Here is a 21,943-nt window from a genome sequence, read left to right as displayed (position 1 = left end):
GGCCGACACCCGAAGACCTGAGTCGGCTCCCGTGCCCAAAGTCAGCGAGGACCATCTGGCGGCTCGGCGCCGCCAGATCCTTGACGGCGCTCGTCGTTGCTTCGCCCAACACGGCTATGACAGAGCCACCGTTCGGCGACTCGAGCAGTCGATCGGGATGTCGCGTGGTGCGATCTTCCACCACTTCCGGGACAAGGACGCGCTGTTTTTCGCGCTCGCGCACGAGGACGCCGAGCGGATGGCCGACGTTGCCTCGCGCGAGGGTCTCATCCAGGTGATGCGCGACATGCTCGCCGCGCCCGACCAGTTCGACTGGTTGGCCACCCGATTGGAGATCGCGCGCAAGCTACGCAACGACCCCGCGTTCAGCCGCGGATGGTCGGAGCGTTCCGCGGAACTGGCAGCGGCGACACACGGTCGGCTGCAGCGCCAGAAGGAGGCGCAACGGGTGCGCGACGACGTGCCCGGTGACGTGTTGCAGTGCTATCTGGAACTGGTCCTGGACGGATTGGTGGCCCGGCTGGCTTCGGGGGAAGATCCGCAGCGGCTGGCCGCCGTCCTCGACCTGGTGGAGAACTCGGTGCGCCGCAACGACTCTGGGACGTAGCGGCCCGGGGGGTGAGTCGCGGCCCGAGTGCGCTTCTAGCGGTGGCGAGACGTATGGTTGGGGCCGCCCCGGCTGCGCATCGTGGTACCCGACTCACGCAGCATGCTGTGAATCGACCCGTACGACCTGCCGGTATTGGCAACGAGCGTGCGAATACTCGCTCCGCCTTCGTAGGCATTGCGCAGCTCGTCCAACAGCTCGGCGCGCATCTCTTTCGACTTTGGCACTGACCCCTCCACGCTTGAAACTCAAACCCAAGCACCAAGAGTAAGAACCCGCCCCCAAACGCGGGTCAATTTCGCCGAATTCGCGTGCCGTGACTTGACAAGACTCAGGCGAGCTCGATCAGATCCCGGTATTCCTCGGACCAATAATCCTCGGTTCCGTCGGGCAGCAGGACGACGCGTTGCGGGTCCAGGGCCTCCGCCGCGCCCGGGTCGTGAGTGACCAGAACCACCGCGCCCTGATAGCTGCGCAGCGCGTCGAGCACCTGTTCGCGTGACGCGGGATCGAGGTTGTTGGTCGGCTCGTCGAGCAGCAACACGTTCGCCGTGGATGCCACCAAACCGGCCAGGGCGAGCCGCGTCTTCTCGCCGCCGGACAGGGTGCCGGCCGGCTGGTCGAGCTGCGCGCCGCTGAACATGAACGCTCCCAGCAGGCCGCGGAGGTCTTGCTCGCCAGACTCGGGTGCGGCGTGGCGGATGTTCTCCCACACCGTGGCGTCATTGTCGATGGTGTCGTGCTCCTGCGCGAAATAGCCCGTGCGCAAACCGTGTCCGGGCTCCAGCCCGCCGGTGTCGGGCGTCTCGGCACCGGCCAGCAGCCGTAGCAGCGTCGTCTTGCCCGCGCCATTGAGCCCCAGCACCACCACTCGGGAACCCCGGTCTATCGCCAGGTCGACCCCGGTGAACACTTCGAGCGAGCCGTAGGACTTGCTCAGCCCCTTGGCCACCAGCGGGGTGCGGCCGCACGCGGCCGGGGTCGGAAACTTGATCCGGGCCACCCTGTCTGCGACCCGTTCCTCGTCGAGCGCGGCCATCATCCGATCGGCGCGCCGCAACATGTTTTGGGCTGCAACAGCTTTGGTGGCCTTCGCGCCCAGCTTGGCGGCCTGTGAGCGCAGCGCGGTGGCCTTGCGTTCGGCATTCGCGCGTTCCCGGCGGCGGCGCTGTTCGTCGGTGGCCCGGGCGTCGAGATACTTCTGCCACGTCATGTTGTAGACGTCGACCTCGCCGCGCACGGCGTCGAGAAACCACACCCGGTTGACGACGTCGGCGAGCAACTCGACGTTGTGGCTGATGACCACCAGGCCACCGTTGTGCGACCGCAAGAAGTCGCGCAGCCAGCCAAGCGAGTCCGCGTCAAGGTGGTTGGTCGGTTCGTCGAGCAGCAGCGTGGTCGACGAACCCGCACCGGTATCGGAGGCGGCGAACAGGATTCGCGACAGCTCCACCCGGCGACGCTGTCCGCCGGACAGGGTGCACAGTTGCTGCGTCATGACCCGTTCCGGCAAGCCGAGACTCGCGCAGATCCGGCCGGCTTCGCTTTCGGCGCCGTAGCCGCCCAACGCGACGAATCGCTCCTCCAGTTGGCCGTAACGACGGATGGCGCGGTCGCGTGCCTCATCGTCGGCGACCTCGGCCATCAACGCCTGCTGCTTCTCCAAATCGGTGAGCAGGACGTCCAATCCGCGGGCCGACAGCACCCGGTCGCGGGCCAGCACGTCGAGATCGCCCTCTTTGGGATCCTGTGGCAGATAACCGATTTCGCCGATCCGGGTCACCGCCCCGGCATACGGTTCGCTCTCCCCCGCCAGGATGCGCAGGGTTGTGGTCTTGCCCGCGCCATTACGGCCGACCAGCCCGATGCGGTCGCCGGGCTGAATCCGGAGATCGGGGCCGTCGGGTGAGAGCAAGATGCGCGCACCAGCGCGGACCTCAAGGCCCGTAGCCGTGATCACGATCGCTCTCCTCTTTACAAGCTATTTGTCGTCGGTGAACACCGCGGGCCGCCGTTCCGCGCGCGCAGCAACCGCTTCTTCGAAGTTGGCGGTGAGCAGTCGGACGAAAAGCTGTCCCAAGCCTTCGGCTTGCATGTGCCCTTCCAGACTACCGGCGTCCAGTCCAGTCCAGAGTGTGCGTTTGGTCAACTCGACTCCGGGCCGGGAGAACGCGGCTATCCGCGCGGCGATCGCATAGCAGGTGTCCAGCAATTGACCCTCGGGGACCTGACATGACACCAGCCCGATGCGCTCGGCCTCCTCGGCGGTGACGTCGCGGCCGGTCAGCATGATCTCGAAGGCCCGCGACGCTCCGATGGCCCTCGGCAGCAGGTAGGACAGACCCAGTTCGCTGGCGGTCAACCCGTTGTTGATGCCGGCAGCCCGGAAATAGGCGTTGGTGGAGGCCACCCGGATGTCGGCGGCAAGCGCCAGGCACAACCCACCGCCGATCGCCGCGCCGTTGACCGCGGCGATGACCGGCTGATGCAGGCGCCGCAGCATCAGGATGACGTCGTCGAGAATCTCCATCGAACGCAGTGCGTACGTAGGGCGCGTGAGCCCATCCACGTTCGGCACGGTGCCCGCAGATTTGTGATCAGCACCGGAGGAGAACCCCCGACCCGCCCCGGTCAGTACGACGACTCGCACGGAGTTGTCGTAGGTGACCTGTTCCAGGGCCTCTTTCAACGGCACCATGACGTCGAACGCCATGGAATTCATGCGCTCGGGCCGATTGAGGGTGATCAAGGCAACACCGGGCCGCGGGTGTTCAACGAGTACCAAACTCACCCGTGAACGGTATCGCGACCGAGGCCAGCGACCTATTCGGCGGCGCTGGTCAGGCTTGCTCTGCTTGAACCGCGTCGACGTCGAAGTCCCTGACTTGCTGCACCAGATCCTCCAACGCCGCCGGCGGCAATGCCCCGGGCTGGTTGAACAGCAACTTGCCCTTCTTGAAGGCCATCAGCGTCGGGATGGACCGAATCTGGGCCGCGGCGGCCAGCTCTTGTTGGGCCTCGGTATCGACCTTGGCATGCACGATGTCAGGGTGTTTTTCCGACGACGCCTGGAAAGTCGGCCCGAACTGGCGACATGGCCCACACCAGGAAGCCCAGAAGTCAACCAGCACGATGTCGTTGTTTTCGATGGTCGCGTTGAACTGCTCCGCAGTGAGATCCTGTGTCGTCACATTCTGCCTAACGCCGCGTACTTCTCCGATGTTCCCGCCGCAAATGTCGACCATTGGCGCAAGCCCATCCTGCTCTCGCCAGCAGTGATTGGCCAGCCGACGGTCGGGACGCGGCGGCGGCGGAGTGACGCGCGCCGATCTTCCCAATGAACAGTGGGGTTTTCGTTTGCGGTCGACAACGACCGGTGCCCCGAGGTTACGGTTGCGGAAGGTTTCCCTGCTCGGACAGACTTAGGGCTGATGATCCGTCGCCGGACGGACCGGTCGAGGGAGAAGTCTTGGGCCACTACATCGCCAATGTCCGTGATCTCGAGTTCAATATCTTCGAAGTTCTTGAGGTGGGCGCTGTTCTCGGCACCGGACAGTACAGCGAGCTCGACGCTGACACGGTCCGGACCATATTGTCCGAAGCCGCCCGCCTGGCAGAAGGCCCGGTCGCCGAAACCTTCGCGTTCGCAGACCGTAATCCGCCGGTCTTCGACCCCGACGCGCACACGATCAGCGTGGCGCCCGAATTGGCCAAGACGGTGCAAGCCATCAAGGACGCCGAGTGGTGGCGGCTCGGCCTGGCCGAAGACATCGGTGGCATGCCGGCGCCGCCGCCGCTGGCGTGGGCGGTCAACGAAATGCTCTTCTGCGCCAATCCGTCCGCGAGCTTCTTCTGCCTGGGACCTTTTATGGCGCAAGCGCTTTACGCCGAGGGTGATGAGGAACAGAAGCGGTGGGCGGCAGAGGGAGTCGAGCGCGGCTGGGCCGCCACAATGGTGCTCACCGAACCCGATGCGGGCTCCGACGTCGGCGCCGGTCGCAGCAAGGCCATCGCGCAGCCGGACGGCACCTGGCATATCGAGGGCGTCAAGCGGTTCATCTCCGGAGGTGACGTCGGCGACACCGCCGACAACGTCTTTCATCTGGTGCTGGCCCGCCCGGAGGGCGCCGGTCCGGGCACCAAGGGGCTGAGCCTGTTCTACGTGCCCAATTACCTTTTCGACCCCGACACGTTCGAACTCGGTCCGCGCAACGGCGTTTTCGTCACCGGGCTGGAGCACAAGATGGGTATCAAGTCCTCCCCGACCTGCGAGGTGACGTTCGGCGCCACCGACGTGCCCGCCGTGGGCTACCTGGTCGGCGGCGTGCACAACGGGATCGCGCAGATGTTCACCGTGATCGAGCACGCGCGCATGACGATCGGCGTCAAGGCCGCCGGCACGCTTTCCACCGGCTATCTCAACGCACTGGCCTATGCCAAGGAGCGGGTGCAGGGCGCGGACATGACCCAGATGACGGACAAGACCGCGCCGCGGGTCACGATCCTGCACCATCCCGATGTGCGACGTAGCCTGATGACCCAGAAGGCCTACGCCGAGGGGTTGCGGGCGCTCTATATGTATGCCGCCGCGCATCAGGATGATGCTCTGGCACAACAGGTTTCGGGTGCAGACCACGACCAGGCGCACCGCATCGATGATCTCCTTTTGCCCATCGTCAAAGGGGTGAGCTCCGAACGGGCGTACGAGATTCTGACCGAGTCGTTGCAGACACTGGGCGGCTCGGGCTTCCTGCAGGACTATCCGCTGGAGCAGTACATCCGCGATTCCAAGATCGACTCCCTCTACGAGGGCACCACCGCGATTCAGGCGCTGGACTTCTTTTTCCGCAAGATCGTCCGCGACCACGGCCAGGCCCTGCAGTTTGTGACCGCGCAGATCAGTCAGACGATCGACAACTGCGACGAGGCGCTGAAATCGCAGGCGCAAGCGCTGCAAACCGCCCTCGACGAGGTCACGGCGATGACGGGTGCGTTGACCGGCTACCTGATGTCCGCCACCCAGCACCCCACGGAGATTTACAAGGTGGGACTTGGGTCGGTGCGCTACCTGCTCGCGGTCGGCGACCTGCTGATCGGCTGGCGATTGCTGGTCCACGCCGGAGTCGCGCATGCGGCGCTGGGCAACAATCCGTCCGACAGCGACGCGGCGTTCTACCGGGGGAAGATCGCGACCTCGGCGTTCTTCGCCAAGAACATGCTGCCGAAACTGACCGCGCTGCGCCGCGTCATCGAGGCCATCGACGATGACGTGATGCGCATCTCCGAAGACGCGTTCTGACTTATCGGGTGCTAAGGCGTCACGGTTCTGTTGACGTCGTTGAACCTGACAATCACCCGCTCGAGCCGTTTGACACGTTCGGCTTTCGCCTTCTGGGTGTAGATCCGGCGATCGGCGGGTGTGAGTTCGGCGTCGTCGCTGAATGCGCTCAGCAATGCACGCGGATACAGCTGGTCCACCAGAACCACGTTCATCTCGGCACAGAGCACCAGCGACGTCGACACGAGATACAGGAACGCAAGCAAGCCCAACACCAACGCGAAAATGCTGTTGGTGGCACTGGCCGTCTTGACCGTGTGCTGGATATAACCGGCCCCGAACCACTGCAATATCTGCCAAATGAATGCTGCCGCAACGGCTCCCGGCAGCACCTGCCGGTAAGTGAGTTCCCGTGCGGTGGTCACGCGGAAAGCCACCAGACAGATCAGCGCGTTGACCGCCACGGTGGCCAGCGCCACGCCGATCCTTCCGAATACGCCTAGTGTCTGGGTCGTCTGCCCGATCCCGGACAGGACGGTCGCCGCGATGACCACCGAGCCGAGGACCAACAACAACAGCAAGCTGCGCACCCGCGACCGAATTAGATTGGGACGCTTATTTTTCGGGACTGCCCAGACCGAGTCCATCGCGTTCTGCACGGCCTGACCGACACCCAGTCCACCATAGAGAGCGGCCAGGATTCCGACGACGACGGCGAGCGTGCCCCCGCGGAGCCCCTCGGGCTGATGCAGCTGGCTGCCGATCACCGGAAATTGGCTCAACGTGCTGTGTAGCACCTGCTCTTGCAGATCGGGGTGGCCGGCGAGCACCACCCCCAGCCCGGTAGTCAACAGCAACAGCATCGGGAACAGCGACACGAAGGCGTAATAGGTGATCAGTGCGGCCAGGTAGCCGCCCTGGTCATCGAAGTATTTGTAGATGACGGAAACGGCCACGCTCACGCCCCGGTTCCGTCGCTGCAGTCCGTCCAACCAGCCGACCATCGCCGATCACTCATCCCCCCGGGAACCCCGCACCTCAATCGAACGGGATCAGCCGGGCATACCCGGATTCGGCGACCGCCAACCGCGCCGGCAGCGGGGCTAATCGCCGCGTGAACGTGCTGCCGCGAACTCTTGCCGATCGACACGGTCGTCCTCGGCGTCCGGCCCCTCGAAGACGCGGCCGCGCTGTTCGGCACCCGGACTGCCGCTGAAGAGAGCGGAATCCGCCCGTGACACCGCGGGGGGAGTTGCCTCGTGCGTGGCGCCTGCGACGGAACTGCCGCCGGGCATGGGCGCGGGCTCGATCCGGCGCCGCGGCAGCGCGCCCGGCTCGCTGCCCTGCAGCCATCTGACGATGCCCTCGCGCACATCACACCGCAGGTCGAACAACGCGGCGGCGTTCGAGGCGCTGACCAGCATCCGCAGCCGCACATAGCCGTTCACCGCATCGGTGACCTGCAGCACGCCGACCCGGCCGTCCCACAATTCGTTGGACCGCAGCAGCCGGTCCAACTCAGCGCGCATCACGTCCAGCGGGACGCTGAAATCGACGTCGAGTTCGACGGTGCCCAGCAGCGCCGTGGCGTTGCGCGTCCAGTTCTGATACGGCGTCTTGGTGAAGTACGTGGTCGGCAGGACCAGGCGGCGCTCGTCCCACAGGTGCACGACGACGTAGGTGAGCGTGATCTCCTCGATGCGGCCCCACTCGCCCTCCAGCACCACCACGTCGCCGACGCGGATGGCGTCGGAGAACGCGATCTGGATGCCGGCGAACATCGCCCCCAGCGAGGTCTGGGCGGCCAGACCCGCCACCACCGACAGCACACCGGCCGAAGCGAACAGCGTCTTGCCGATATTGCTGAACGACGGGAAGGTCATCAGCACCGCGGCCAGGCCGAGCACCACCACGAGGGCGACGACCAACCGGCGCAACAAGGTGATCTGGGTCCGGATCTTGCGCCGATGCCGGTCGGCCTCCGCGATGTCCATGTCGCCGCCGGCGAAACGAGCGATCGCGCGCCGTTCGGCGACGAAAATCAGGCTGGCGATCAACCAAGTATGGGTAGCAGTGAGCGCGATGAGCAGCCCATGGTCGACGTAGCCGCGCCACGGCGCTGTCGAAGCCGAGGTGTGGTGCACCGCGGTGGTGGCGGCGATGACCATCAGGGTCGCGCGCACCGGCCGCCGGGTCAACACGTCGATGTCGTCGATGATCGCGCTGCGGCCCTTAATTCGCTGCAACAGCCACGACAACGCCAGACCGAGCGCGTAGGCGACAGCCACGGCACCGACTACCCACGCGAGGTTGAGGGCATGGTGAGTCACGGCTTCGAACGGGATCGCTGTGGGCATCAAGAAGCTTGCTCCTAGAAATCGGGGGCAAAGAATCGATCTCCGTACGCCTTCCCACAACTCGTCGCCAAAAAACCGATACGAGAAGGTATTTGGCAATGAGATTGAAGTCACAGTGCGCTGTCAGCGATTTCGCACAGGTCAGGCACAGCTCGATCCGGTAGACCCGGTCGCTGGGACCATCCCACGATTGGAGAAACGTTGATGTTTGCCAGCTCTCAAACGCTTACCCGATTCGCGTTGCTTGCGGTCACCGGAGTCACCGCGGTATCCGTCGCGGCGTGTGGTTCGTCGAACACGGCAAGCCCCGGTTCCTCGCCGGGCACCACGAGTTCTGCGTCGTCGCCGGCGGCGACGACGACGCCACCGACCACCGGGCAGGCCCGGGTGCGCGGACTGATCGCATCGGTGTCGGGAAACACCGCCCAGGTCACGCAGGAAAAGGGCAATGCCGCGGTGGCTTTCACGCCGTCGACCAAGGTCACCGAGATCACCCCGGCCGCGCTGTCTGACGTCACCGCCGGCAGTTGCGTCACGGTGCGGCCCGCTCACCAGGAGTCGCGGCCCGGCCAGCCGCTCACCGCGGCCTCCGTGCGCGTGAGTCCCGCCGTCGACGGCAAATGCCCGCAGGGTAAGGAAGCCGCCCCTGGTGACTCGACCACTCCCGCGCCGTCCGGCACACCGACGACGACGCCCGCCAAGCGAGCGCCCGTGCGGGGCGCCGTCGCGTCGGTCGCTGGTAACACGATCACCGTCACGAGCACCGACGCCGGCGGCTCCGCCTCGCAGACGCCGGTGACGGTCACCGACAAGACGCGATACAGCAAGCAAGCCGGTGCCGACGTCCGCGCGATCGCGCAAGGCAAATGCCTGACGGCACAAGGGACTAAAGACGGCAGCGGCACGCTACAGGCGACAAACATCGATCTGCGACCGGCCCACGACGGCAAGTGCGGGGGCAGTAAGCCGGCGGGCCACGGCGGATGACCGCGGCCCGCAGTCGGTCAGACGGTGAAGCCGAGGGCGCGTAGTTGTTCCCGTCCGTCCTCGGTGATCTTGTCCGGGCCCCACGGCGGGTTCCACACCCAGTTGATCCGCAGGTCGTTGACCAGACCACTGCCGACCAGCGCGCTGCGCGACTGGTCTTCGATCACATCGGTGAGCGGGCAGGCCGCCGACGTCAACGTCATGTCGATGGTTGCGACCTTTCCTTCATCACCCTGTTCGACATTGAGGCCATAGACCAACCCCAGATCGACCACGTTGATGCCGAGCTCGGGGTCGACAACGTCGCGCATCGCCTCTTCGAGGTCAGCGAGAAATTCCTCGTCCGGTGCGGTGATTTCGCTCATCGTTGGTCCTCCTCGCAAGCGTGGCTGGCTTGAGCCAGTGCGTCTTTGAAAGCCATCCATCCCAGCAGAGCACATTTCACCCGGGCCGGGTACTGGGCTACTCCGGCGAAGGCCACGCCGTCGCCCAGGACATCCTCGTCGCCCTCGACCGTTCCCCGCGACGACACCATTTCGGTGAACGCGGTAATGGTCTTCAGCGCCTCCCCCACGCTCTGGCCGATCACCTGCTCGGTGAGCACCGAGGTGGCCGCCTGGCTGATCGAACAGCCTTGTCCGTCATAGGAAACGTCGACGACGGTCTGACCGTCGTCGGACAACGCCACTCGCAGCGTGACCTCGTCGCCGCAGATCGGGTTCACGTGGTACACCTGAGCGCCGAACGGCTCGCGCAGACCGCGGTGCTGCGGGTGCTTGTAGTGATCGAGGATCACGTCTTGATACATCTGCTCGATGCGCACGGCTCACGCTCCGCCGAAGAAGTCCACGGAGCGGCGCACGCCGGCCACCAGCCGGTCGACCTCGTCGGCGGTGTTGTACACCGCGAACGATGCCCGCGCCGTGGCGGCCACACCGAAGCGGCGGTGCAACGGTAACGCGCAGTGGTGCCCGACCCGCATCGCGACACCCTCGTCGTCGAGCACCTGGCCCACGTCGTGGGCGTGTACCCCGTCGACGACGAATGCGACTGGCGAGCCGCGGTTTTCCGTCGACGTCGGTCCGATGATGCGCACGGCGCCGATACCGGACAAGCCGTCGAGGGCCGCGGCCACCAGCTCGTGTTCGTGGGCCTCGACGGCGTCCATCCCGATGGCGCCGAGATAGCGTGCGGCCGCGGCCAGGCCGACGACCTGAGAGGTCATCGGAGTACCGGCCTCGAAGCGCTGCGGGGGCGCCGCATACGTCGTGGCCTCCATCGTGACCGTCTCGATCATCGAACCGCCGGTGATGAACGGAGGCAGCGCCTCCAGCAACTCACGACGGCCGTAGAGCACGCCGATTCCGTTGGGGCCCAGCATCTTGTGTCCGGAGAACGCACCGAAGTCGACGTCGAGGGCGTGGAAGTCGACGGGCTGGTGTGGTACCGACTGGCAGGCGTCCAGCACGGTCAGCGCGCCCACGGCCTTGGCGCGGGCGACCAGCTCGCTCACCGGCGCCACCGCACCAGTGACATTCGAGTGATGGCTGAAAGCAACAACTTTGACGCGCTCGTCGAGTTGCAACGAGTCCAGGTCGATACGTCCGTCGTCGGTCAGGCCGTACCAGCGCAGCGTCGCCCCGGTGCGCCGGGCCAGTTCCTGCCACGGGACCAGGTTGGCGTGGTGTTCGAGCTCGGTCGTCACGATGACGTCGCCCGCACCGACGGCACCGCCGAATCGCTTGTCGCCCAGCACATAAGACACCAGGTTCAGCGATTCGGTCGCATTCTTGGTGAAGACCAGCTCGTCGGTGTCGGCACCGACGAAGGCCGCGATGTCGGCCCTGCCCTGCTCGTAGGCGTCGGTGGCTTCTTCCATCAACTGGTGCGCACCGCGGTGCACGGCACCGTTGGACGTCAACAGAAACTCCCGTTCGGCGTCGAGCACCTGCAACGGGCGTTGTGATGTCGCGCCGGAATCCAGATACGCCAACTGATTTCCGCTGCGCATGATGCGCTTCAGGATCGGAAAGTCAGCACGGATCGCCGCGAGGTCCAGTGGAGTCACGGAGGCCGACATCGTTACGCCCCCGTGGCAGCCGAGTGTGTGAAGCGCTCGTAGCCGTGCTCTTCGAGCTCGTCGGCCAGTTCGGGGCCGCCGGCCTCGACGATGCGCCCGCCCACGAACACGTGCACGAACTGCGGCCGGATGTAGCGCAGGATCCGGGTGTAGTGCGTGATCAACAGGACGCCGCCACGCACCGGCTGGCCGGTGCCATCGTCCCAGCCGGCTTCGGCGTAGCGGTTCACGCCCTCGCTGACCACTCGCAGCGCGTCGACATCCAGCCCGGAGTCGGTCTCGTCGAGGATCGCGATCTTGGGCTTGAGCAGCGACAGCTGCAGGATCTCGTGGCGCTTCTTCTCACCACCCGAAAAACCTTCGTTCACACTGCGTTCGGAGAACGCCGGATCGATCCCGAGATCGTCCATCGCGCCCTTGACTTCCTTGACCCAGTGGCGCAGCTTCGGCGCCTCGCCACGCACCGCCGCGGCCGCGGTGCGCAGGAAGTTCGACATGGACACCCCGGGCACCTCGATCGGGTATTGCATGGCGAGGAACAACCCGGCGCGGGCGCGCTCGTCGACGCTCATCGCCAGCACATCCTGGCCGTCCAGCGTGATGGAGCCGGACGTCACCTCGTACTTCGGGTGCCCGGCGATCGCATACGAGAGCGTGGACTTGCCGGACCCGTTCGGGCCCATCAGCGCGTGCGTCTCTCCCGAGTTCACCGTGAGATCGACACCCTTGAGGATCGGGATGGCCTCGGTCTCGTTGGCGGGCGAGACACTGACGTGCAGATCCTTGATTTCGAGCGTGGTCATCAGTTCTTGATTCCTTCGGTTAACTCAAGTTCGTGTTCGATGGCCTCGGTCAGCCGTTCCCGCACGGCGGACACGGCGATCTTCTGGATGATCTCCGCGAAGAAGCCGCGCACGATCAACCTACGGGCCTGGTCTTCCGGGATGCCCCGAGCCTTCAGGTAGAACACTTGCTCGTCGTCGAATCTTCCGGTGGCACTTGCGTGTCCGGCGCCGACGATCTCGCCCGTCTCGATCTCGAGGTTGGGCACCGAATCGGCGCGGGCGCCGTCGGTGAGCAACAGGTTGCGATTGGTCTCGAAGGTATCCGTGCCGGTGGCCTCCGCGCGGATCAGCACGTCGCCCACCCAGACGGTATGCGCGTCGGGACGGTTGGATTCCGGATCTGCTTGCAGCGCACCCTTGTACAACACGTCCGAGCGACAGTTGGGATGCGCGTGGTCGACGAGCAGCCGCGATTCGAAGTGCTGGCCGTCGTCGGCGAAGTAGGTGCCCAGCAGTTGAGCGTCGCCGCCTGCCGCGGTGAATCGCACCGTCGTCGACGTACGAACCAGGTCGCCGCCGAGCGTCACGTTGACGTGGCCGAGCACCGAATCCTTGCCCAGCCGTGCGTGATGTGCGCTGACGTGGACCATGTCGTCGGCCCAGTCGGCGATCCAGATGACCCCGAGGGCTGCCGAGTCGCCGACGATGATCTCGACATTGTCGGCGTACGTGCCGCTGCCGCGCAGGTCGACGACGACGATGGCCCGGGCGAGTTCTTCGACGCGGATCTGCAGGTGCCCGTAGGCAACCGCGCCCTCGCCCGGCCCGGTGACGACGATCTCGATGGGCTTGGCAACCTCGGTGTCGCGCGCCACGGTCACCACCGTCGCGGAGTTGAACGACGAGAATGCCTGGGCTGCAACACGATCAGTGGGGACACCGCCCTGGCCCAGCCGCTCGTCGCCGCGGCGTACGGTTTCGGTGTGCACGCCGGGCTGTTCTCCGACACTGATCTCAGCCTTGCCGGTGGCGACCGCCGAGCCGTCGTGCAGGCCACGCAACCGTCGCAGCGGGGTGAACCGCCAGATCTCGTCGCGGCCGCTGGGTACCTCGAAGGCGTCGACGTCGAAGGACGCGAACAGCTCGCCCTTGTTGACAGCGGTGAGGGCCGAACCCTCAACCGCTTCAGTCAGTTTCGTCACTAGCCGACCGCGCCTTCCATCTGCAGCTCGATCAGCCGGTTGAGCTCCAGCGCGTACTCCATCGGCAGTTCCTTGGCGATCGGCTCGACGAAGCCGCGCACGACCATCGCCATCGCCTCGTCCTCGGTCATGCCGCGGCTCATCAGGTAGAACAGCTGGTCCTCGCTGACCTTGGACACGGTGGCCTCGTGGCCCATGGTGACGTCATCCTCACGGATGTCGACGTACGGGTAGGTGTCGCTGCGACTGACCGTATCCACAAGCAGCGCATCGCATTTCACGCTGGACCGCGAACCGTGGGCACCCTTGTTGATCTGCACCAGGCCGCGGTAGGACGCGCGGCCACCGCCGCGTGCCACCGACTTGGAGACGATGTTGCTCGACGTGTTGGGTGCCAGGTGCAGCATTTTGGCCCCGGTGTCCTGGTGCTGGCCCTCGCCGGCGAACGCCACCGACAACACTTCGCCCTTGGCGTACTCACCGGTCATCCAAACCGCCGGGTACTTCATGGTCACCTTCGACCCGATGTTGCCGTCGACCCATTCCATGGTGGCGCCGGCTTCGGCGCGGGCACGCTTGGTGACCAGGTTGTAGACGTTGTTCGACCAGTTCTGGATCGTCGTGTAACGGCAACGGCCACCGGGCTTCACGATGATCTCGACCACAGCGGAGTGCAGCGAGTCGCTCTTGTAGATCGGCGCCGTACAGCCCTCGACGTAGTGCACGTAGGCGCCCTCGTCGACGATGATCAGCGTCCGCTCGAACTGGCCCATGTTTTCGGTGTTGATCCGGAAGTAGGCCTGCAGCGGGATGTCGACGTGCACACCCGGCGGCACGTAGATGAACGAGCCACCGCTCCAGACCGCGGTGTTCAGCGCGGAGAACTTGTTGTCCCCGGCCGGAATCACGGTGCCGAAGTACTGCTGGAAGATCTCGGGGTGCTCGCGTAGCGCCGTGTCGGTGTCCAGGAAGATGACGCCCTGCTTCTCCAGGTCCTCACGGATGGAGTGGTAGACGACCTCGGACTCGTACTGCGCGGCGACACCGGAGACCAGGCGTTGCTTCTCAGCCTCCGGGATGCCCAGCTTGTCGTAGGTGTTCTTGATGTCCGCGGGCAGATCGTCCCAGGTCGCGGCCTGCTTCTCGCTGGAGCGCACGAAGTACTTGATGTTGTCGAAATGGATGCCGTCGAGGTTGGAGCCCCAGTTCGGCATCGGCTTCTTGTCGAAGACGCGCAGCGCCTTCAGCCGGGTCGCCAGCATCCACTCCGGCTCGCTCTTCTTCGCAGAGATGTCGCGGACCACCGCCTCCGACAGCCCGCGCTGGGCGCTGGCGCCCGCGACGTCGGAGTCCGACCAGCCGTAGCCGTATTTGCCCAGCGACGCGATCGCCTGCTCCTGGGTCAGGGGCTCTACGGGCGCGGCGGGGACGGATCCCGTGGTTGCCTCTGGCGTGAGTGTCATGCGGACGCTCCTTCGGTGCTCGTACGGTGCAGGCGCGGGCTGGGCGCCGCTTGATGCTAGGTCTTGGTCGTTGCCTTGCCCGCTACGTGAGCGAGGGGCACGTGGGTGGTACAGGCGCAGTCGCCGTTGACGATGGTCGCCAACCGCTGTACGTGGGTGCCGATTACCTCGGCCATGGCCTCCTGCTCGGCTTCGCACAGCTCCGGGAATTCCTCGGCGACATGCGATACCGGGCAGTGGTGCTGACAGATCTGCACGCCGTGCAGCGGTAGGCCCACCCGGGTCGTGGTGGCGACGTAGCCGGCCTTGGTCAGCGCGCCGGCCACTCGTTCGGCGGCCGCCTCGACGTCGGCGTCGTCGGCGCTGTCAGCGGGCGCGACACCGGCCAGGATCGTGTCGATGCGGCGGCGGGCGAACGCCTGGAGCGCGCCTTGTCCACCGATTTCGCGCAGCTGGCGCATGGCCGCGGCCGCCAGATCGTCGTAGGCGTGGTCGAGCTTGGCCCGGCCGGCCGCCGTCAACCGGAAACGCTTCGCGGGACGCCCACGTCCGGCCTGCTGCCATGCCGCGGCCGCGGCGGACTCGGCGTCGCCCGCTTCGATCAGCGCGTCGAGATGACGCCGCACGCCGGCCGCCGCCAGCCCCAGCCGGTCACAGATCTCGCTGACGGTGATCGACCCGGATTCCAGCAGCAGCCGCACGATGGCGCGACGGGTGTGACCATCCGGCAGCACGACAGGAGCCGCGGCACCCATTGCGGGTGCCGCAACGGCTTCGTCAGCGGTCCGGATTTTCACAACACCAGTGTGACGCAATTCCGGAAATCGGTCTAGCAAGGGTGCCCTGAGTAGCGGGTCGTGCCCATCCCCCGGCGAGCACCGGCTGGCCGGTTCTCGACATGTCGCTACGCTGCACTGATGTCGGCCCGCCACCACACGCTGAGCTCGTCGATCGCCAGCTTGCACGGCGACGAGCGGCCCGTGGGGTCACCTCTGAATGAGACGGAACTCACCGCACTTCGGCGTACCCGGCTGTTCGGCGCCGCCGGCACGGTCCTGATGGCGATCGGCGCCCTGGGCGCCGGGGCCCGGCCCGTCGTCCAGGACCCCACCTTCGGCGTCCGGCTGTTGAACCTGCCGTCCCGGATCCAGACCGTGTCGTTGACGATGACCACGGTCGGGGCGGTCATGATGGCGCTCGCCTGGCTGATGTTGGGCCGATTCGCGCTGGGCAAGCGGCAGATGTCGCGCAGCGATCTGGATCGCACCCTGATGCTGTGGATGCTGCCGTTGCTGATCGCGCCGCCGATGTACAGCAAGGACGTCTACTCCTACCTGGCTCAGAGCCAGATCTCGGTGGAGGGCCTCGACCCCTACAAGGTCGGCCCCGCGTCCGGACTCGGCCTCGGCCACGTGTTCACCCTGTCGGTGCCCAGTGTGTGGCGGGAGACGCCGGCCCCCTACGGGCCGCTCTTCTTGTGGATCGGGCGCGGCATCTCAGCCCTGACCGGCGAGAACATCGTCGCCGCGGTGCTCTGCCATCGCCTGGTGGTGCTGGCCGGGGTGGTGATGATCGTGTGGGCCACCCCGCGGCTGGCCCGGCGCTGCGGCGTCGCCGAGGTCAGCGCGCTGTGGCTGGGCGCGGCCAACCCGCTGCTGCTGATGCATTTGGTCGCGGGCATCCACAACGAAGCGCCGATGCTCGGGTTGATGCTGATCGGTGCCGAATTCGCGCTGCGCGGCATCGATTCGCCACGGCTGTGGCCCGCGTCCTGGCGCCGGTTCGGACCCGACTGGGAACCGTTGGGAATGCTGCTGGCCGGCTCCATCCTGATCATTCTGTCCTCGCAGGTGAAGCTGCCCTCGCTGTTGGCGCTGGGATTCGTCACGATGGCGCTGGCCTACCGCTGCGGCGGCAATCTGCGGGCGCTGCTGCTGGCCGGCGGCGGCATGGGGACGTTGTCGCTGGCGGTGATGGGCCTGGTGGGCTGGGCGAGCGGGCTCGGGTTCGGCTGGATGTTCACGCTCGGCACCGCCAACGTCGTGCGCAGCTGGATGTCGCCCCCGACGCTGCTGGCCCTGGCCACCGGGCAGGTGGGAATTCTGCTCGGCCTGGGCGATCACACCACCGCGGTGCTGGCCCTCACCCGTTTCATCGGCGTGCTGATCATCATGGTGCTGGTCAGCTGGCTGCTGCTCGCTGTGTTCCGCGGTCGGTTGCACCCGATCGGTGGGCTCGGCGTCGCGCTGGGCATCTGCGTGCTGCTGTTTCCCGTCGTGCAGCCCTGGTACCTGCTGTGGGCGATCATTCCGCTGGCCTGCTGGGCTACCCGCGCCGGCTTCCGGGAGACGGTCATCGTGATCACTCTCGTCGTCGGCATCTTCGGACCCACGGCCAACGGCGACCGTTTCGCGCTGTTCCAGATCCTGGACGCCACCCTGGCCAGCGCCGTGGTCGTGGCCATCCTGGTCGCGTTGACCTACACCCGCCTGCCCTGGCGACCGCTGCAGACCGCGCCGAGCGACAGCGCCGAAGCGAACCGTCAAGCCGACGCGCCCGCGACCGCGGAGACCCCACGGGCCACCCCTCGATCCGAGTCGGCACCCGACGCCTACGCTGACTCGACGTGAGTTCGGGCCCCCAAAACCCCCAAGCCCCCGAGACAGTGGTGCGGCTGCGCGGGGTGAGTAAGCAGTACGGGTCAACGACAGCCGTCTCCAATCTCGATCTCGAAGTGCATGCCGCCGAGGTGCTGGCCCTGTTGGGGCCCAACGGGGCCGGCAAGACGACGACCGTCGAGATGTGCGAGGGCTTTGTGCGCCCGGACGCCGGCACGATCGAGGTGCTGGGCCTGAACCCGGTCACCGACAACACCAGGCTGCGCGCGCGCATCGGGGTGATGTTGCAGGGCGGCGGCGGCTACCCGGCGGCCCGCGCCGGCGAAATGCTCAACCTGGTGGCGTCCTATGCCGCCGACCCGCTGGACCCGCAGTGGCTCCTGGCCACGTTGGGCCTCACCGACGCCGCCCGCACCACCTACCGGCGGCTCTCCGGCGGGCAGCAGCAACGACTTGCGCTGGCCTGCGCGCTGGTCGGGCGTCCCGAACTGGTGTTCCTCGACGAGCCCACCGCCGGCATGGACGCGCATGCCCGGTTGCTGGTGTGGGAACTCATCGATGCGCTGCGCCGGGACGGCGTGACGGTGGTGCTCACCACCCACCAGCTCAAGGAGGCCGAGGAGCTCGCCGATCGGCTGGTCATCATCGACCACGGCGTGACGGTCGCCGCGGGCACTCCGTCGGAGCTGACTCGTTCCGGCGCGAAGGACCAGGTTCGGTTCACTGCGCCGCCGCGACTTGACTTGTCGCTCTTGGCTTCTGCTCTGCCGGAGGACTACAAGGCCACCGAGGTGACGCCGGGCGAGTATCTGGTCGAGGGCTCGGTCGACCCGCAAGTGCTGGCGACCGTGACGGCGTGGTGCGCCCAGATCGACGTGCTGGCCACCGATATGCGTGTCGAGCAACGCAGCCTCGAAGATGTGTTCCTGGACCTCACCGGCAGGAAGTTGCGACCGTGACCGACACCGACACCCCGTTTCCGGTGGGCACCTTCACCCCGGACCCGCGCCCCAACGCCGTGCCGAAAATGCTCGCCGCGCAGTTCGGTCTGGAACTAAAGCTGTTGCTGCGCAACGGCGAACAGCTGCTGCTGACGATGTTCATCCCGATCACGCTGCTGGTCGGACTGACACTGTTGCCGTTCGGTTCGTTCGGCCAGAACCGCGCCGCGACGTTCGTTCCGGCCATCATGGCCCTGGCGGTGATCTCGACCGCGTTCACCGGACAGGCGATCGCGGTGGCGTTCGACCGCAGGTACGGGGCTTTGAAACGGCTGGGAGCCACGCCGCTGCCGGTCTGGGGAATCATTGCCGGCAAGTCGCTGGCCGTGATCACCGTGGTGTTCTTGCAGGCAATCATCTTGGGCGCCATCGGTTTTGCGTTGGGCTGGCGACCCGCCCCGGCGGCGCTCGCGCTGGGCGCGGCGGTCATCGCACTCGGCACCGCCGGCTTCACGGCGCTCGGCCTGCTGCTGGGCGGGACGCTGCGCGCCGAAATCGTGCTCGCGGTCGCCAACCTGATGTGGTTCGTTTTCGCCGGGCTCGGTGCGCTGACCGTCGAGACGAACATGATCCCGACGGCGGCTAAGTGGGCGGCCCGGCTGACGCCGTCCGGCGCGCTGACCGAGGCGTTGTCACAGGCGATGACGCTGTCCGTCGACTGGTTCGGCGTCGTCGTCCTGACGGCGTGGGGCGCGGTGGCCGCCCTTGCCGCGCTGCGTTGGTTCCGTTTCACCTGACGGTCGCTAGGACCACCCGGCCCGCGACACTGCAACCGCGCAGACGACGCGCCGCGGCAGGCCTGCGAAATGACAGCCTCGGCGCAGACACGGTCCCGTACTACAGGGCGTAGTTTTCATTGGCCTACGATCGGGCGGTGGTGAGACGAGTGCTGATGCGGTTGGTGGGCCTGCTCCCCGACCCCAGCCTGCGCGTCCAGCGGATCATTGCCGCGACCGTGATCGTCTCTCAGGGCGGTATCGCCGTCACCGGCTCGATCGTGCGCGTCACCGCATCGGGATTGGGTTGCCCCACTTGGCCGCAGTGTTTCCCGGGCAGTTTCGTCCCGGTCGCCGTCGCCGAGGTGCCGCGGGTGCATCAGGCCGTCGAGTTCGGCAACCGGATGTTCAGCCTCGCGGTGGTGGTCACCGCGGCGCTGGCCGTGCTGGCGGTCTACCGGGCCCGCCGGCGGAACCAGGTGCTGGCCTACGCGTGGCTGATGCCCGTGTCGACGGTGGTGCAGGCGGTAATCGGTGGCATCACGGTGCGCACCGGGCTGCTGTGGTGGACGGTGGCGATTCACCTGCTGGTATCCATGTCGATGGTGTGGCTGTCGGTGCTGCTGTACGTCAAGGTCGGCGAGCCGGATGACGGAGTGGTGCACGAGCGGGTGGCCAAGCCACTGCGCCTGCTCACCGCGCTGACCGGGATGAACCTGGCGGTGGTGCTGGTCACCGGCACGCTGGTCACCGCGGCCGGCCCGCATGCGGGCGACCGGAGCCCAAGCAGGACGGTGCCGCGGCTGAAAGTCGAGATCACCACGCTGGTGCACATGCATTCGTCGCTGCTGGTGGCCTATCTCGCGCTGACGGTCGGTTTGGGCTTCGGACTGTTGGCCGTCGGTGCGACGCGGGCGATCGTCGTGCGGCTGGGCGTGCTGCTGGGCCTGCTGTGCGCGCAAGCCGCGGTCGGCACCACGCAGTACTTCACCGGTGTACCCGCCGCCCTGGTCGCCGTGCATGTCGCCGGCGCCGCGGCATGCACGGCCGCGACCGCGGCGCTATGGGCGTCGATGCGAGAACGGGCCAAGCCCGAGCCGCTCGCAGGCTGACTCCACGGCCAGCGCGAACTCGCGCTGGGCCAGGCCGCGGGTGTCGGCATCCAGCCGCCGCCAGCCCAACGACGGCGCGACGAGATCGAGCCCCGCGACCCGTTTCCCATTCACGTCGACCCGGGCATACAGCAGTTCGCCCGGGCCGACTCCGGCGCGTTCGGCGGCCGCCGCGATAGCCGCGTAACCCACGTCCCACACCTCGAAGTCGGGCTCGTCCTGGCGGCTGTCAGTGAATGCGTGCGAACGCTGACCACCGAAAAAGATCAACGCCACCGGATGGCGCGGCGGCCCATCGGACAGCGTTGGCACACCGGCACTCTCGAGGTCGCGCAGGTATTGCGCGCCGAGATTCCAGGCGACGACGCTCGGCGCATTCAGCAGATTCTTGACGCGGGTGGTCCAGGCCAGAAACTCCTCGAGCCGCGCGGCGTAATCGCGAGCACCACGCAGGATGACCAAGTCCGCGTGGCAGGTATCGGGGTTGTCCCAGGACAGCCGGCGCGCGTGCAGACCGCGTTGTCGCAGCGCCGCAATCACCCCCGCATCGTCGCCGTCACCGCCTGCGTGCTGCGGACTTCCGGCGAGCACGATGCGGGGGTGGAAGACATCCGGGCGCGCAAGCTTCATGCCCGGGCATGATAGCCACATGCACGCAATCGAAGTCAGTGAAACTGGCGGCCCCGAGGTTCTTCGCTACGTCGACACATCACAACCCTCGCCGGGCCAAGGTGAGCTGCTGATCAAGGCCGAAGCCATTGGCGTCAACTTCATTGATACGTATTTCCGATCCGGGCAATACCCGCGCGAGCTACCGTTTGTCCTCGGTTCCGAGGTGTGTGGCACCGTCGTGGCCCTGGGCGAGGGAGCCGAAGACTTCAGTGTCGGCGACCGTGTCGCGTCCGCCGCGGCGTCCGGCGCCTACGCCGAATTCGCGATTGCACCAGCACATTTGACGGCGAAGGTGCCGGAAGGCGTTACTTCCGAGGTAGCGGCCTCGGTGCTGCTGAAGGGCCTGACCGCGCACTACCTGCTGAAGTCGGTGTATCCGGTGCAAGCCGGTGACGCGGTCCTGGTGCACGCCGGGGCCGGCGGCGTCGGGCTGATCCTGACCGAATGGGCACACCTGCTCGGCGCCCGGGTCATCAGCACCGTCTCGACGCCGCAGAAGGCCGAACTGTCCAGGAAGGCGGGCGCCGACGAGGTGCTCGCCTACCCCGACGACGCCGCGCAATTCGGTCAGCAGATCCGTGACCTCACCGAGGGCCTCGGGGTGGCGGCGGTGTACGACGGCGTCGGCGCCACGACGTTCGACGCCAGCCTGGCCAGCCTGGCCGTACGCGGGACCCTGGCGTTGTTCGGCGCTGCCAGCGGACCCGTGCCGCCGGTGGATCCGCAGCGGCTCAACGCCGCGGGCTCGGTGTTCCTGACCCGGCCGACGCTGGCCCACTTCATGCGCACCGGCCAGGAATTCAACTGGCGTGCCGACGAATTGTTCGACGCGGTGGCCAGCGGAGCGATCAACATCGAAGTAGGCGGCCGCTATCCGCTGGCCGAAGCGACTCGCGCCCATCAGGACCTGCAGGGCCGCAAGACCGCGGGCTCAATTGTGCTGCTGCCGTAGGTCGGGTCAATTTCTCGACGATGCGCCCGTATGCCATGGCCTCGGGTCGTAAGGCGCGCCCTTAGCCCCACCCGCCGCACGCGGAGAAGGACCCGGTTCGGCGGTGCCGAAGT

Annotated in this window: 21 protein-coding genes and 1 pseudogene; 8 read left to right on the top strand and 14 right to left on the bottom strand. The window is 66.7% G+C overall.

Annotated elements, in window-relative coordinates; translation table 11 throughout:
* Window positions 1–31: 31 nt before the first annotated feature.
* The gene (locus OK015_RS13140) at window positions 32–607 is read left to right on the top strand and encodes a TetR/AcrR family transcriptional regulator (RefSeq protein WP_268132027.1); all 576 of its coding nucleotides are present in this window, start codon (window positions 32–34) and stop codon (window positions 605–607) included.
* Window positions 608–642: 35 nt separating this feature from the next.
* Here OK015_RS13140 and OK015_RS13135 read toward each other — a convergent pair whose 3' ends face one another.
* The 4 genes from OK015_RS13135 to trxA form a co-directional block, all read right to left on the bottom strand.
* A complete protein-coding gene (locus OK015_RS13135; protein WP_268132025.1) occupies window positions 643–834 on the bottom strand; it encodes a helix-turn-helix domain-containing protein in 192 nt (63 codons plus the stop codon).
* A 104-nt stretch (window positions 835–938) separates the two neighbouring features.
* Entirely contained in the window at window positions 939–2,567 is a 1,629-nt protein-coding gene (locus tag OK015_RS13130; protein ID WP_268132022.1) for an ABC-F family ATP-binding cassette domain-containing protein, read from the bottom strand.
* Window positions 2,568–2,588: 21 nt separating this feature from the next.
* Window positions 2,589–3,434 carry an enoyl-CoA hydratase gene (locus tag OK015_RS13125; protein WP_268132698.1) on the bottom strand — a complete coding sequence of 282 codons (846 nt, stop codon included), beginning with the start codon at window positions 3,432–3,434 and terminating at the stop codon, window positions 2,589–2,591.
* A 13-nt stretch (window positions 3,435–3,447) separates the two neighbouring features.
* The gene (gene trxA / locus OK015_RS13120; protein ID WP_268132020.1) at window positions 3,448–3,798 is read right to left on the bottom strand and encodes a thioredoxin; all 351 of its coding nucleotides are present in this window, start codon (window positions 3,796–3,798) and stop codon (window positions 3,448–3,450) included.
* 278 nt (window positions 3,799–4,076) lie between these two features.
* On the opposite strand from trxA, the gene OK015_RS13115 reads away from it, so the two are divergent.
* Window positions 4,077–5,906 (top strand): acyl-CoA dehydrogenase, encoded by a 1,830-nt coding sequence (locus OK015_RS13115; protein ID WP_268132018.1) that lies wholly within the window; start codon window positions 4,077–4,079, stop codon window positions 5,904–5,906.
* Between the two features lie 11 nt (window positions 5,907–5,917).
* Here the strand turns inward: OK015_RS13115 and OK015_RS13110 are convergent, their stop codons facing one another.
* Together OK015_RS13110 and OK015_RS13105 are read right to left on the bottom strand one after the other, a co-directional pair.
* Window positions 5,918–6,889, bottom strand: a complete 972-nt coding sequence (locus OK015_RS13110; RefSeq protein ID WP_268132016.1) for a YihY/virulence factor BrkB family protein — start codon at window positions 6,887–6,889, stop codon at window positions 5,918–5,920.
* A 99-nt stretch (window positions 6,890–6,988) separates the two neighbouring features.
* Window positions 6,989–8,242, bottom strand: coding sequence for a mechanosensitive ion channel family protein (locus tag OK015_RS13105; protein WP_268132014.1), 1,254 nt, complete (start codon window positions 8,240–8,242; stop codon window positions 6,989–6,991).
* 204 nt (window positions 8,243–8,446) lie between these two features.
* On the opposite strand from OK015_RS13105, the gene OK015_RS13100 reads away from it, so the two are divergent.
* Window positions 8,447–9,229: a DUF5666 domain-containing protein gene (locus OK015_RS13100; protein WP_268132011.1), complete on the top strand. Its 783-nt coding sequence runs from the start codon at window positions 8,447–8,449 to the stop codon at window positions 9,227–9,229.
* A 17-nt stretch (window positions 9,230–9,246) separates the two neighbouring features.
* Here the strand turns inward: OK015_RS13100 and OK015_RS13095 are convergent, their stop codons facing one another.
* The 7 genes and pseudogenes from OK015_RS13095 to OK015_RS13065 form a co-directional block, all read right to left on the bottom strand.
* Window positions 9,247–9,594 carry a metal-sulfur cluster assembly factor gene (locus tag OK015_RS13095; RefSeq protein WP_268132009.1) on the bottom strand — a complete coding sequence of 116 codons (348 nt, stop codon included), beginning with the start codon at window positions 9,592–9,594 and terminating at the stop codon, window positions 9,247–9,249.
* Window positions 9,554–10,037: pseudogene (gene sufU / locus OK015_RS13090) on the bottom strand (Fe-S cluster assembly sulfur transfer protein SufU). Before sufU ends, OK015_RS13095 begins: the two are co-directional and overlap by 41 nt.
* 18 nt (window positions 10,038–10,055) lie before the next feature.
* Window positions 10,056–11,309, bottom strand: a complete 1,254-nt coding sequence (locus OK015_RS13085; protein WP_268132007.1) for a cysteine desulfurase — start codon at window positions 11,307–11,309, stop codon at window positions 10,056–10,058.
* Between the two features lie 2 nt (window positions 11,310–11,311).
* The gene (gene sufC / locus OK015_RS13080; RefSeq protein ID WP_268132005.1) at window positions 11,312–12,112 is read right to left on the bottom strand and encodes a Fe-S cluster assembly ATPase SufC; all 801 of its coding nucleotides are present in this window, start codon (window positions 12,110–12,112) and stop codon (window positions 11,312–11,314) included.
* On the bottom strand, window positions 12,112–13,296 hold the full coding sequence (gene sufD, locus OK015_RS13075; RefSeq protein ID WP_268132003.1) for a Fe-S cluster assembly protein SufD: 1,185 nt from the start codon (window positions 13,294–13,296) through the stop codon (window positions 12,112–12,114). Before sufD ends, sufC begins: the two co-directional genes overlap by 1 nt.
* Window positions 13,296–14,759, bottom strand: coding sequence for a Fe-S cluster assembly protein SufB (sufB, locus tag OK015_RS13070; RefSeq protein WP_268132001.1), 1,464 nt, complete (start codon window positions 14,757–14,759; stop codon window positions 13,296–13,298). The genes sufD and sufB overlap by 1 nt, the downstream gene beginning before the upstream one ends.
* Before the next feature lie 56 nt (window positions 14,760–14,815).
* Complete coding sequence (locus tag OK015_RS13065) at window positions 14,816–15,556, bottom strand: helix-turn-helix transcriptional regulator (protein ID WP_268131998.1); 741 nt, start codon at window positions 15,554–15,556, stop codon at window positions 14,816–14,818.
* Between the two features lie 120 nt (window positions 15,557–15,676).
* On the opposite strand from OK015_RS13065, the gene mptB reads away from it, so the two are divergent.
* The 4 genes from mptB to OK015_RS13045 all read left to right on the top strand — a co-directional run bounded on the left by mptB (window position 15,677) and on the right by OK015_RS13045 (window position 20,206).
* A complete protein-coding gene (mptB, locus tag OK015_RS13060) occupies window positions 15,677–17,389 on the top strand; it encodes a polyprenol phosphomannose-dependent alpha 1,6 mannosyltransferase MptB (RefSeq protein WP_268131996.1) in 1,713 nt (570 codons plus the stop codon).
* A complete protein-coding gene (locus OK015_RS13055) occupies window positions 17,386–18,336 on the top strand; it encodes an ABC transporter ATP-binding protein (protein ID WP_268131994.1) in 951 nt (316 codons plus the stop codon). Before mptB ends, OK015_RS13055 begins: the two co-directional genes overlap by 4 nt.
* Window positions 18,333–19,115: an ABC transporter permease gene (locus tag OK015_RS13050; RefSeq protein ID WP_268131992.1), complete on the top strand. Its 783-nt coding sequence runs from the start codon at window positions 18,333–18,335 to the stop codon at window positions 19,113–19,115. Before OK015_RS13055 ends, OK015_RS13050 begins: the two co-directional genes overlap by 4 nt.
* 119 nt (window positions 19,116–19,234) lie before the next feature.
* The gene (locus OK015_RS13045; RefSeq protein ID WP_442791248.1) at window positions 19,235–20,206 is read left to right on the top strand and encodes a COX15/CtaA family protein; all 972 of its coding nucleotides are present in this window, start codon (window positions 19,235–19,237) and stop codon (window positions 20,204–20,206) included.
* Here OK015_RS13045 and OK015_RS13040 read toward each other — a convergent pair.
* Window positions 20,156–20,836: a hypothetical protein gene (locus tag OK015_RS13040; RefSeq protein WP_268131991.1), complete on the bottom strand. Its 681-nt coding sequence runs from the start codon at window positions 20,834–20,836 to the stop codon at window positions 20,156–20,158. The genes OK015_RS13045 and OK015_RS13040 overlap by 51 nt on opposite strands.
* 19 nt (window positions 20,837–20,855) lie before the next feature.
* On the opposite strand from OK015_RS13040, the gene OK015_RS13035 reads away from it, so the two are divergent.
* Window positions 20,856–21,830 (top strand): quinone oxidoreductase family protein, encoded by a 975-nt coding sequence (locus OK015_RS13035; RefSeq protein WP_268131988.1) that lies wholly within the window; start codon window positions 20,856–20,858, stop codon window positions 21,828–21,830.
* Window positions 21,831–21,943: the final 113 nt, after the last annotated feature.

The organism is Mycobacterium sp. Aquia_216, assembly GCF_026723865.1.
Taxonomy (GTDB): Bacteria; Actinomycetota; Actinomycetes; order Mycobacteriales; family Mycobacteriaceae; genus Mycobacterium.
This window is presented reverse-complemented; position numbering and strand designations above follow the sequence as displayed.